The 11,523-nt window shown below is 51.5% G+C and carries 10 protein-coding genes; 3 read left to right on the top strand and 7 right to left on the bottom strand.

Translation table 11 applies throughout. The annotated features are described in order from the left end of the window. Nucleotides 1–202 precede the first annotated feature (202 nt). The 3 genes from L9P87_RS05375 to L9P87_RS05365 all read right to left on the bottom strand — a co-directional run bounded on the left by L9P87_RS05375 (nucleotide 203) and on the right by L9P87_RS05365 (nucleotide 3,699). A complete protein-coding gene (locus L9P87_RS05375; RefSeq protein ID WP_237443645.1) occupies nucleotides 203–1,333 on the bottom strand; it encodes a 5-(carboxyamino)imidazole ribonucleotide synthase in 1,131 nt (376 codons plus the stop codon). A gap of 4 nt (nucleotides 1,334–1,337) precedes the next feature. Next, on the bottom strand, nucleotides 1,338–1,823 hold the full coding sequence (purE, locus tag L9P87_RS05370) for a 5-(carboxyamino)imidazole ribonucleotide mutase (protein WP_237443644.1): 486 nt from the start codon (nucleotides 1,821–1,823) through the stop codon (nucleotides 1,338–1,340). Between the two features lie 313 nt (nucleotides 1,824–2,136). Further along, on the bottom strand, nucleotides 2,137–3,699 hold the full coding sequence (locus L9P87_RS05365) for a Na+/H+ antiporter NhaC family protein (protein WP_237443643.1): 1,563 nt from the start codon (nucleotides 3,697–3,699) through the stop codon (nucleotides 2,137–2,139). 309 nt (nucleotides 3,700–4,008) lie between these two features. Between L9P87_RS05365 and L9P87_RS05360 the strand changes: the two genes are divergently transcribed. Both L9P87_RS05360 and aqpZ read left to right on the top strand, forming a co-directional pair. Next, nucleotides 4,009–4,920, top strand: a complete 912-nt coding sequence (locus L9P87_RS05360) for a TIGR03619 family F420-dependent LLM class oxidoreductase (protein ID WP_237443642.1) — start codon at nucleotides 4,009–4,011, stop codon at nucleotides 4,918–4,920. 83 nt (nucleotides 4,921–5,003) lie between these two features. After that, nucleotides 5,004–5,705 carry an aquaporin Z gene (aqpZ, locus tag L9P87_RS05355; RefSeq protein WP_237443641.1) on the top strand — a complete coding sequence of 234 codons (702 nt, stop codon included), beginning with the start codon at nucleotides 5,004–5,006 and terminating at the stop codon, nucleotides 5,703–5,705. 59 nt (nucleotides 5,706–5,764) lie between these two features. On the opposite strand, the gene L9P87_RS05350 is transcribed toward aqpZ, so the two are convergent. The 3 genes from L9P87_RS05350 to L9P87_RS05340 all read right to left on the bottom strand — a co-directional run bounded on the left by L9P87_RS05350 (nucleotide 5,765) and on the right by L9P87_RS05340 (nucleotide 9,149). Continuing rightward, a complete protein-coding gene (locus tag L9P87_RS05350) occupies nucleotides 5,765–6,409 on the bottom strand; it encodes a response regulator transcription factor (protein ID WP_237443640.1) in 645 nt (214 codons plus the stop codon). Between the two features lies 1 nt (nucleotide 6,410). Continuing rightward, nucleotides 6,411–8,558, bottom strand: a complete 2,148-nt coding sequence (locus tag L9P87_RS05345) for a sensor histidine kinase (protein ID WP_237443639.1) — start codon at nucleotides 8,556–8,558, stop codon at nucleotides 6,411–6,413. A gap of 159 nt (nucleotides 8,559–8,717) precedes the next feature. After that, on the bottom strand, nucleotides 8,718–9,149 hold the full coding sequence (locus L9P87_RS05340) for an Hsp20 family protein (RefSeq protein ID WP_237443638.1): 432 nt from the start codon (nucleotides 9,147–9,149) through the stop codon (nucleotides 8,718–8,720). A 312-nt stretch (nucleotides 9,150–9,461) separates the two neighbouring features. On the opposite strand from L9P87_RS05340, the gene cobO reads away from it, so the two are divergent. Then, nucleotides 9,462–10,070, top strand: coding sequence for a cob(I)yrinic acid a,c-diamide adenosyltransferase (gene cobO, locus L9P87_RS05335; RefSeq protein ID WP_237443637.1), 609 nt, complete (start codon nucleotides 9,462–9,464; stop codon nucleotides 10,068–10,070). Nucleotides 10,071–10,145: 75 nt separating this feature from the next. On the opposite strand, the gene L9P87_RS05330 is transcribed toward cobO, so the two are convergent. Beyond that, nucleotides 10,146–11,297 (bottom strand): helix-turn-helix transcriptional regulator, encoded by a 1,152-nt coding sequence (locus tag L9P87_RS05330; protein WP_237443636.1) that lies wholly within the window; start codon nucleotides 11,295–11,297, stop codon nucleotides 10,146–10,148. Nucleotides 11,298–11,523 lie beyond the last annotated feature (226 nt).

Raw genomic sequence — 11,523 nt, 5'->3', positions numbered from 1 at the left:
AAATGCAAGAGACCCCAATGCCGCGCAGTCAGTCATTCTCCGCGACTTCAAAAAGCGCAGCGACAGGAGCGGGGTGTGACTGACGGAGTGGCGTGCAGAGTGATGATGAAGAGGCACAGAGAGGTATATAACGAAGTGTTTCAAAGGAGGGTCTTGATAAGAGCAGAGCAGAGCAGCCCAGAACAGGCTGCCCAATCAAAAATTAAAGCTTAACAATCTCGCTTAAATCAGCCAAGCCCGCCGCGGGGAACAGCGTGTTGACCTGAGCGATGGTGGCTAACAGCTGGTCATAGCTGCTGGCAGAGATGTTGATGTGGCCCATCTTGCGGCCGGCACGCTTGCTCTTGCCATACCAGTGCACGGTGACGCCGTCGAGGGCGTAGATGGCCTCATCGATGGTGTCTTCGCCGAGGATGTTAATCATCGCCGTCGGTTGAATCAGACGGGTGTCGCCAAGCTGCATACCGCAGATGGCGCGCATATGCAGATCGAACTGGCTACTGAAACAACCCTGCTGGGTCCAGTGACCGGAGTTATGCACGCGGGGGGCGATCTCGTTGACCAACAACTGGCCCTGACAATCGAAAAACTCAATCGCCAATACCCCGACATAGTCTAACTGCTCGGCAATGGCGGTAAAAATAACCTCGGCCTGTTGCTGAAGCTCGGCCTGCTCGGCCAGGGCGACAGACAGTGCCAACACGCCATCGCTGTGGTGATTCTGGGTCAGCGGGAAGGCCTTTATCTTGCCTGCGGCATTGCGGGCGCCAATCATCGAGATCTCACGATCAAAATTGACAAACACCTCGGCGACGACGGCCTGTTGGCCATTGCTGGCGGCGATTACCTCGGCAATCTGCGGCCAGGCGGTGGCGACATCGGCATCCGACTTTAAGCGCCACTGGCCCTTGCCGTCGTAACCTTCTTTGGCAGTCTTAATAATCAGCGGTAGGCCCAGCTCGGCGATCGCCTGCTGGTACTCGGCCTCGGTATTGATGATGCGATAGTCGGCGTTGCGCACGTTGGCGTTATCGAGTAATGCTTTCTCAATGCGGCGGTCACCGCCGGCGCGGATAGCATCGGCACTAGGTTTGAGCTTGCCGCTGGCCTCGGCGGGGATTAACACCGCCTCGGGAATGTGTTCAAACTCGGCGGTGATAACATCACACTCGTCGATCGCCTGCTGCAGCGATTGACCATTAAAATGACCGCTGACCGGGTGTACCAGCCAATCATTGCCAACATCGTAGGCCTCAATATGAATATTCAGCGGTGTCGCACTGAGACATAGCATGCGGGCAAGTTGCCCCGAGCCGAGAACCAAAACCTTCACCGGATTACTCCCCTGCTGGATCTGGATTGTCGAGAATAGTCTGGGTCTGGTTGGCGCGGAACTGATCGATCTTGGTCATCAATTCAGGGCGGCTGGTGGCCAGCATCTGCGCCGCTAATAAACCGGCGTTGGCGGCACCGGCATCGCCGATGGCCAGGGTGCCGACGGCCACGCCCTTGGGCATCTGGGCAATCGACAGCAGTGAATCCATGCCGCTGAGGGCCTTGGAACGCACCGGTACACCGAGTACTGGCAGACTGGTAAAAGCAGCGGCCATACCCGGCAGGTGAGCGGCACCACCGGCGCCACCAATGATAATATTAAAGCCATTGGCGTGGGCATTGGTGCAGAAGTCGGCAAGTAGCTGGGGGGTGCGGTGGGCAGAGACAACCTTGGTCTCGTAGGGAATGCCAAAGTGGTCGAGCATATCGGCAGCGTGCTGCATGGTCGGCCAATCGGATTTAGAACCCATAATAATTGCTACTTTCATAATACTCCGCTGCCGGTTTAAGGCGATGCCATCTCAGGCATAAAGGTTTAAGCGTATCGGCGATGATTGGCACCGCTGATTAAAAGAAGCGGGCAATTCTACGATATTGAGCGGCATAAATACATATGAAAAACTGCTTAAATATCAATGTTTTTGAGCATAAAAACCTGATCAATTAGACAGTAATTTACCGTTGAAATAAGCCTGAGAGCAGCAATGCCTTTCAAGTGATTGATAAACCAGTAATCCGTTATCTCGGGTGAAAAAAAAGAGGCCAATAAGGCCTCTTTCGCTAGCGTGCTAAAGCCGAGGCTTAGGCATTGCCGTGACGCTGGCGTAGCACGGCAATCAAAATAGCCAGGCAGATGAAACCGACGACAAGGCCAGCAGCAATCGATTCGGTCAGGCCAAAGACCAGATAACCAATAAAACTAATCGCTGCAGTAAATAAGGCATAGGGTAGCTGGGTGGTAACGTGATCGATGTGATGACTACCGGCACCGGTTGACGACAAAATAGTGGTGTCGGAAATCGGTGAGCAGTGATCGCCAAAGACCGCGCCCGCCAAAACGGCTGCCATCATAGGCATGATCAGACTGATGTCGGTGGCCGCTGCCATATCGCCAGCGATAGGGAGCATGATGCCGAAGGTACCCCAGCTGGTGCCGGTGGCCAGTGCCATCAGGCCCGCAACGATGAAGATTACCGCCGGTAAGGCGTTGTGTGGAATGCTGTCACCGACCACGCTGGCGAGGTATTTGCCGGTTTCCAGGCTGCCGATCAAACCGACTAATAGCCAGGCGCAAACCAAGATGATCACGGCTGGCATCATCGCCTGCGTGCCGTGCTTTAGGGCTCCGGTGTAATGGCTGATGCTGGGTTTTTGCGGCATCATCATCACGAAGGCGACGAAGACGGCAATCGAGCCACACCATAATAGGGTGAGGGCGACATCGGTTTCAGCAAAGGCGCCCATAATGCTAAAGGGTTGGTCGGCGGCGGCGAGATTGGCATAGCCGGTATAGATTAGAAAGAAGACGGCACTGACGACCAGGGCGAAAATCGGGATCAATAGGTTATTGGCGCTGCCGTTACTCAGCTCATCGCTGATCGACATGTCGCCGGCTGGTTCACCGTTGGCAGGGTTGTATAGCTGGCCGTTGGCAGCGTTATCTTCATGGGCCTTCATCGGGCCAATATTAATATTGTACCAGGCGACGGCAAAGACCATGACCAGTCCAAAGATGGCATAGAAGTTCATCGGTATCATGCTGATGAAGGCGTTAAAGGCGCCCTCGGCAGCCATATTGTGGCTGGCTAAAACGGTGGCGATGAGGCCGATGATGTAGGCGCCCCAGCTGGACAGCGGTGAGATGACACAGATAGGCGCAGAGGTGGAATCGATGAGATAGGCCAGTTTGGCCCGTGATACACCTTGTTGGTCGGTCAGTGGGCGGGCAATTTGGCCGACGGCCAAGGCGTTAAAATAGTCATCGATAAAAATGACCACGCCGAGGGTGGCGGCAAACAGCCGAGAGCCACGTTTGGTTTTGACGTGGTTTCTAGCCCAGTCAGCGAAGGCGCGGGTGCCGCCGCTGATCGTGAGCAGAGCCGATAAAATACCGAGCAACAACAGGAAGGCCAAAATATAGACATTCCATGTGTTCAGGGCGCCGTCATCCCAGAAGATAGCGACAAAACGGTCAAATAATAGCGTGGCAGTATCGACAGGGCTGAAGCCCGCCAGGAGCAGGGCGGCAACCAGTGCTCCGCATAACAGAGATAACACAACCCGTCGTGTGAGCAGCACAAGCCCGAGGGCGACAAACGGCGCTGCCAGTGACAGCATCGAGTCGTGATAAGAGGTAAGTTCCATAACATCTACTTTTTTGATCAGGTTATTGGTGCAGTGACAAGGCTGGTCTGTCGCCGTCGGTCATTGCTTGTTTTGCTGTGTCGCCGTTTCGGCCCAAGCCACAGATATTGTTGGCGAGGATTCTAGGTGATTTTACTCACCACCCCAACATGAGACCGGCCGCTTGTTGATATGTATCAAGCGATTAAGTAGCCCTTAAGTTAGTACTTACTGTCGAGAAAGGGAAATATAAACGTCGATTAGTGCTGACAAATATGGTCCAAAAGGAGGAGTCGTGGTGGTGTTTGTCTATGTTAGGCTGGTTGCTGCATGGATAAATCAGTGCCGCAAAAAAACCTATTAGGAGAACTAACGATGTATATCGGCTTCAACTCAATGAACACCATTAATGACCCTTCGCCGACAGAATTGGCAACGGCGTTAGAAGAACATGGCTTTGAGTCGCTGTGGTATGGTGAGCACAGCCATATACCGATGTCGTTAAAAACGCCTTACCCCGGCGGCGGCGTCTTGCCTGAGCCTTACAAGGGGATGATGGACCCGTATGTGTCGTTGATGGCGGCAGCCTCGGTCACAACAAATCTTAAGCTCGGCTCCGGCATTGCATTGCTGTTAGAGCGCGAGCTGTTTTCTCAGGCCAAAACCATTGCCACTCTCGATCGCTTATCGAATGGCCGAGTAATTATCGGTACCGGCGTAGGCTGGAACGAAGAGGGTTTTGAAAACTGTACCTCGCTACCCTGGAAGAAGCGTTTTACCGCGTTGAAAGAAACCGTTGCCGCACAGCGAATTCTGTTCAGCGAGGCGGAGCCGGAATATCACGGATCGTTGATCGACTTCGATAAGGTGTGGTTCGAGCCCAAGCCACAACAACCCGGCGGCCCGAAAACGGTGCTTGGTGTGATGGGGCCGGTCGGTGTTAAACATGCCGCCGAGTGGGCAGATGGCTGGATGCCGGCCGATGTGGCGTTGCCCGATGTGGTGCAGTCTGTCAAAGATTTTAGAGAGCAGGTGGCCAGCTTTGGTCGCAACCCCGATGATGTTGAGATCACCATCGTGGTGATGGATGATCCATCACCGGACAAGCTAAAGCGTTATCGTGATGCTGGCATTGACAGGGCGTTGATTGGCGTCGGTTTGGAAAACTGGGATAAACCGGAGATTATCCAGCCAATGATCGAGCGTTTCGCGCCCCATATTCCTGATTTGTTGGCCAAATAAGAGGCTTGTAACACCCTGAAAACTTGTTATTTTTGAGTGGCATGCTATTCATAAGGCACAATTGAATGCATAGGATGCGAAAAATGAGTTTATCTAAAAAAATGGGTGCCGAGTTCTTCGGCACATTTTGGTTGGTGTTGGGTGGTTGTGGTAGTGCTGTTATTGCCGCCGCCTTCCCTGATGTCGGCATCGGTTTACTCGGTGTCTCTTTCGCCTTCGGTTTGACCGTACTAACCATGGCCTTTGCCATTGGTCATATCTCTGGTTGCCACCTCAACCCTGCTGTCTCGGTAGGCTTGATGGTCGGAGGCCGCTTCCCAGCCAATGAGCTATTGCCTTATATCATTGCCCAGGTACTCGGTGGTATTGCCGGTGCCGGTATTCTTTATGTCATCGCCTCTGGTGCCCCAGGCTTTGATTTGGCGGCGGGTTTTGCCTCCAACGGTTTTGGTGAACACTCACCTGGCGGCTATAGCATGATGGCGGCGTTAGTCTGCGAATTTGTCATGACGTTTATGTTTTTGATTGTGATTCTGGGAGCCACCGACAGTCGCGCCCCTGCCGGCTTGGCACCGATTGCCATCGGCCTGTGTCTGACGTTGATTCACTTGATCAGTATTCCGGTGACCAACACCTCGGTCAACCCGGCCAGAAGTCTGGCACCGGCACTTTATGTGGGCGGCTGGGCCTTATCGCAGGTATGGTTGTTCTGGTTGGCGCCGATAGCGGGCGCGGCAGCAGCGGCAGTGGTGTACAAATGGCTGGGTAGCGAAGAGGCGGCATAAGCCAGAAGAAACAAATAAAAAAGGCAGTCTAGGCTGCCTTTTTTAATATTTAGATGTCGTTAAATTAAGCCATGAGACAGGGCTATTGTTGTAGCCTCAGCGCGGCTATTGATCTCTAACTTTTCATAAATACTCTTGATGTAGCCGCTGACGGTATACTTGCTGAGGGTTAGAATTTTACCGCATTCATTGGCGGTATGGCCTTTTGAAATCAGCGATAGCACCTCGATCTCACGGGGTGTCAATTGTTTGATAAGCTCTGACCCCAGGTTCTTCTTACGTTCTAATTCGCGGAAGTGGCTGATCATGCGCAGCGATATCTGTGGCGAGATAGCCGGCTCTCCCTCGAGTATGCCCTGCAGTGCTGCAACCAACTTACTCTTACTCTGCTCTTTTAATAGGTAGCCCTTGGCGCCAGCGGCGAGGGCGGGAAACAGATGGAGGTCGTCATCGTAAATCGTGGTAACAACGCTGTACGCTGTGTTGCTGGCCTGTTGGTAGGCGCTAATGTATTCCAAGCCGCTGCCATCGGGTAGGTTGAGATCAACCAGAGCAAGGTCGGGTTGGCTGTGCTCCAGAGCAGCCAAGGCCTGGCTGAGCGTGCCATAAATAGCAATACTATCGGGCTGTAAAGCTTGCTCGGCAACAGCGCGAAGCCACTGTTGGGCATCGCTGTGGTCTTCTAAGATGACAATGTGTTTCATTCTAAACACCCTGGTTAAGTGTGATGCTGAAATGGCTGCCGCTGTGCTCAGAAACCACGGTGGCAGTAGTAGATTGGACGGTGAGTTGGCCGTTAATTTCATCGATACGCTGAGCAATATTATACAGTCCGTTGCCCTTGGCAGGTTGCTCGGTATCAAAGCCGATACCATTATCGCTGAGGTTAATAACCAGCTGTTGTTGGCTGATTTTAAGATCCACGGTAATCACTGTGCAATGGCTATGTTTGAGCATATTGCTGATGATTTCTCTACAGGCTGTACGCAGGTTGCGCCAATAGCGGCTGGATATATCGAAGTCACTGAGTTGCTGTTGCCAGCTGAGTTTGATATCGGCTTCGTTACACCGCTGGCTGGTCTCTGTCGATAATTGTGCGGCAAACTGTTCGCTGCTGATGGTGTCGGTCTGCAGGCCTTGTATCACGCTGCGTAACTCGTGCAGTACCGCCCGGGCAGAATCGGCAGATTTCTCGTCACTGCTGTTATAGATCAGCGACAGTAATTTAGCGCCGATATCGTCATGAAGGTCACGGGCCAGACGCTGCCTTTCGGTCACCATGCCTTCTTGGAAGGCTTGTTTCGACAAGGCGAGATGCTGGAAGAACAGCGCCGAGGTGTTAGCCAGTTGGGCATCGTGGTGATTGAATAGGCGGCGGCCATTATTGGCATAAGCGAGAGTGTAGGAGGGAATATCATTGAAACCGGGTAGTCTCATCTTAAGACCGTGTTGCTCAAAGCGAGCCTGTTCAACAGTGGTGTTGGTGGCGGTGACCTGTTGCGGTTGAAACAGTGCATTCATTGCCGTCAGCCACTGTTCTCGAGTGGAGCTGGCGGGGCTGATTTTGTGATTGAACAGCTGCTGAAAGGTGGCCAGAAACTGACGTTGCTCGCTCAACGGCATGATTTTTTCGAGCAGTTTTTGGCGCAGTGGAAAATAGATGAAACTGACTAACAACAGCGATATCAGCAGGCTGTTAACCCCGTCGAAATCCAGTAGGTAGATCAGCAATAGATCGATCAAAATTAAAGAAAAACCACAGAAGACCCAGAAGCACACCAGGCTGACCCAGCGGTCGATGTTGAATAATTGGTACCGGATAATGCCGATCGAGACGCCGGCATAGGCCAGCGACAGGGCGCCAAACCCCCAGGTTTGATGTACCACGGCCTCTTTAAAAAACAGCATGGGGACGTAGACCAAGGCAATAAACGCGCCAGTGCCAGCCAGCCAGGAAAACATAACCCACTTAAAACCGGCCCTATCAATGGGGTTGTTTTTGCTGTGCAGCCACTGCAGCAGGCTGACCAGCATGCAGATGGCAAACCAGCTGACAAATAGCGCACGAATGGAGATGTCTAAGCTTTCGATGATGGCCAGCAAATTCATGCTGTAAAAAATGATAATAGCGGCCACTGTGGCCTTGATCATGGGGAAGGAGGACAGCGGTTTGGGGAAATACCAAAACAAGGCGGTGCCAAAACCGCAAAAAGATATGCCGGCCAGTAGGTTAAGTCGATTGAGGAAATAAAATATGCCATCGGCAATCACCAGCTCGCGACTGGAGTAAACAGCGCTGCACAACACGGCAATGGTAATGGCAAAACCGGCGCAGCTATAGATAACTGGGGCGATATTGTCTTTGCCGCGGTTAAAGGCCAGCACGGCAACACTGATGATGCCAATAAAGACACCGCAGACAATCTGATACCAAAAAACCAGCGGCAGGCTACTGAGTGGACGCTGGGCTAACGGCTTGACGATGTAAGCTTGATTGTCGATGTTGAGTGTCGAGGTGAGCTGTAAACTGTGATAGAGATCGGCGTTTCTGGTGAAGAAGGCCAGGTAATCAGTGACGGTGGATATTTCGTCGGGCTCCTGCAGTAAGTCTTCTGCTATCAGGGTCATGCCGTTAATCTGTTGCAGTGCAGCAGGGGCGGTAATCGTGCCTAGCAGCGGAGACTGCGGTGCAATGTCAGTTATGGTAACACGATCACCGTCGGCACCCAGTGATAGGCCCAGCCAGGGAACATTAAGAGAGATCAGCAGGGCCAGCCATACCAGGATGGTTAGCAGGATGGCGCCAAGCGCTATCAGGTTAATCGGTGATATCCGTTTAAGGGCGTTCAGCATCGAGTGTTGTTGTTTTCATTATGTGACAGTGTTATCAATTTACCATTTAGTGGCGACAGATGGAATAAAAAGCGGCCAATAAAAAACACCCCCGCAGCGTCGCTACGAGGGTGTCTTTGGCCACTATTTCAGCAACGAATCAGCGGCTTAATGTGAAGTTTAGACGTTGTTGATGGCAATCATTCGAGGCTTTTTAGCTTCGGGAATGTTGCGCAGTAGTGAGATGGCAAGAATACCGTTCTCCATCTTGGCGTCTTTGACTTCCATATGGTCAGCCAGTCTAAAGCTTTGTTCAAAGCTTCGCTCGGCAATGCCCTTATAGAGAAACTCCAGTTTATCGGCTTTTTCTGCTGCCGGCTTACCGGACACCTTCAAGGTGTCGTTGTGCAGGGTGATATTAATATCTTTTTCACTAAAGCCGGCGATGGCCATAATAATCTGATAATTGTGTTCGTCCGATTTTACAATATTGTACGGAGGATAGGTGCTCTTTGTCTGTTTTTCAGAAACTGCGTTTTCAAATAAATCGTTGAAACGATCAAAGCCGATGCTCTGACGGAATAGTGGTGCGTATGATAGTGCTGTAGCCATAGTTGGCCTCCTTAATAATAAGCAAGGTAATCTATTTAGGGTTGTTCGATAGCGCTATCGATACGAATATTCTATGAATCATTCGTATTAACTAATATGTGATTGAAAAAACATTTTTCAAGGTTTTTAATTATTTTTTTTATAAAATTTTTTTATCGTGTCAAAAAAACCTTTTCAGGCAAGGTGATAGCGTTTTATTGGCGGTGCTGTTGCGTGTATCGCTGGTCGTGATAGCTGGCGTCTTGCCTGGGCGTCGAATACCCGTACAATGGCCTGCTACAGTAGGAACCGTATAAAGTCAGGGGTTGTCGTATGAGTGATGAGAAAAAGGCCGCTAAGCACAAGGCCAGTATGGAAAAACAGAAAGAGAGTGTCGATGCTTCTATTGCCGCCGCCGATGAAGAGCGAGGCTTGATTATATTGCTGACCGGTGACGGCAAGGGCAAGAGTAGCTCTGCCTTTGGTATGGTCATGCGTAGCCTAGGCTATGGCTATAAAGTGGGTGTGGTGCAGTTTATTAAGGGGGCTCAACTATCGGGTGAGGAAATTTTTATCCGCGACAAGCACCCCGAGGTCTACTTCTACCAGATGGGGACTGGCTTTACTTGGGATACGCAGGATCGTGACGGCGATATTGCCGCTGCCGAGGCTACCTGGGCCCATGCCGAGAAACTGCTCAAGGACGACAGCTATCATCTGGTCGTCCTCGATGAAATGACCTATATGCTGGCGTTTAAATACCTCGATGAAGAGCGGATATTGACGGCCTTACAGCAGCGGCCACGTGAGCAAACCGTGGTTGTCACCGGTCGTGGTGGTGGCAAGGGGATTCGTGATATTGCCGACACTGTGGCCGAGATAAATGATCAGAAACATGCCTATCGTGCCGGTGTTAAGGCCCGTAAAGGCGTCGATTTCTAGTTCGAAGGGTATAAAAAAGGCGCCTAGGGGCGCCTTTTTTTATGGTTGATTGATCGGCAAACAGTGCCGCGGCAATTAACTGCTGGGAATGGTGCGCAGAATAGCGGCGACCAATTCAACCTGGCGATTGTAGCCGGTTTTTAAGAAGATAGACTTGATATTATCGCGGATGGTCGACTCTTTGCGATCGGTCTTCTGGGCAATCTCTTTGGCACTGAAACCACGGATAAGCTGTTCGCAGACCCGCGACTCTGTAGGGGTTAGGTTAAACACCTTGCGAATCTCAGCGCTGCGAGGCAGTTGACTGACATTGGGGTCGAAGAACTGCATCAGCAGGGCCTTAAATCCCTCGCCATTGTCAGAGCCAATGGGCGTTAATGTGACACTGACGGGCAAGCCGTAGGGGGTTTGAATATTAAAGACGGCAACAGAGGACAGCTCTTTTTGTTCGAGTGAGTGCAGCAGTTGATAGGACTGTTTTTGGAACTCTGTATTGATACGTTCCTGGGCAAAAATGATGTGGTTGTCATTGGTAATGCGCAGATAGTCGACATCGTCTATCCAGCGGCTGGCGCTGCTGTTGGCGTGGACTATTTCCAGCAGCGGGCTCAGTACAACACTGGCCTGTGGCGCGCTGTCGAGTGCGGCCTTGAGTGATACATTATCGACCGATTGAAAGTAGAGTTGCTGGTGTAGAGTAATGGCCTGACGGATATGGGGGGCTAACAGGTTGAGTTGCTCGAGCTCGGCATCACTGTAGGCACCACCTTCGACATCACGATAGAGGGTCAGGACTACGGCGCTGTCATGGTTATTGTTGACCAGCATGCCGGCAACATCGATGATATTGTCCTTAATAACCCAGTCCATCAGGTCACTGTCGAGTTTGGTGATATAGCCGCCCTCCGGGTCAACACTGGCGGCGCTGTGAAATTCTCCGGTTGGCAGGCCCAGCGTCAGGTCGATAATACTGTCGGTGGCGATCAGGTTTTTTTCGATATAGAACAGCTCAACATACTCGGGAATCCCCGAAGACCAGGCAAAAGTCATTAGCCGAGGCTTGAGATTCACACCGCCGAGGTTGGCGGCGTTACAGCGAAAGTGGGTGCGTAAATCGAAGAGAAAGCGTTCAAAGCCCGCTGAATCCGATAAGCAGGAATAGAGAGATTGTAGTAGCGAGCTATAGTCGGAGATATCAGAGGTAGCGGCGGTCTGTTCAGCGAGCATATGATCTATCCTTGGGTTATTTCTGACGAGAGTCAGGTAAAGCCTTGTTATTCTTCGATAATAATGGCTATTTATACGCTAGTTAGACGAGGTTTGCTGCAAGTATTTCGTTTGCCATAAGCAACTTTAATGTTGACATCAAGATGAGGGGCGCTGCATTGTGCATCGCTGCTGTTACCCCGGAGTAGTCTGAGGGTATAATGGCCTTTTGCGTAGTTTCGAGGAT

Source organism: Sinobacterium norvegicum (genome assembly GCF_923077115.1).
In the GTDB taxonomy this organism is placed as follows: Bacteria; Pseudomonadota; Gammaproteobacteria; order Pseudomonadales; family Sinobacteriaceae; genus Sinobacterium; species Sinobacterium norvegicum.
The sequence above is the reverse complement of the archived record's forward strand: the minus strand, read 5'-3'. Positions and strand labels throughout refer to the sequence as shown.

Coding starts and splice junctions, on each gene's coding strand:
- purE (WP_237443644.1), bottom strand. CDS start 1,823: ATGAAAGTAGCAATTATTATGGGTTCTAAATCCGATTGGCCGACCATG.
- L9P87_RS05365 (WP_237443643.1), bottom strand. CDS start 3,699: ATGGAACTTACCTCTTATCACGACTCGATGCTGTCACTGGCAGCGCCG.
- L9P87_RS05360 (WP_237443642.1), top strand. CDS start 4,009: ATGGATAAATCAGTGCCGCAAAAAAACCTATTAGGAGAACTAACGATG.
- aqpZ (WP_237443641.1), top strand. CDS start 5,004: ATGAGTTTATCTAAAAAAATGGGTGCCGAGTTCTTCGGCACATTTTGG.
- L9P87_RS05350 (WP_237443640.1), bottom strand. CDS start 6,409: ATGAAACACATTGTCATCTTAGAAGACCACAGCGATGCCCAACAGTGG.
- L9P87_RS05345 (WP_237443639.1), bottom strand. CDS start 8,558: ATGCTGAACGCCCTTAAACGGATATCACCGATTAACCTGATAGCGCTT.
- L9P87_RS05340 (WP_237443638.1), bottom strand. CDS start 9,149: ATGGCTACAGCACTATCATACGCACCACTATTCCGTCAGAGCATCGGC.
- cobO (WP_237443637.1), top strand. CDS start 9,462: ATGAGTGATGAGAAAAAGGCCGCTAAGCACAAGGCCAGTATGGAAAAA.
- L9P87_RS05330 (WP_237443636.1), bottom strand. CDS start 11,297: ATGCTCGCTGAACAGACCGCCGCTACCTCTGATATCTCCGACTATAGC.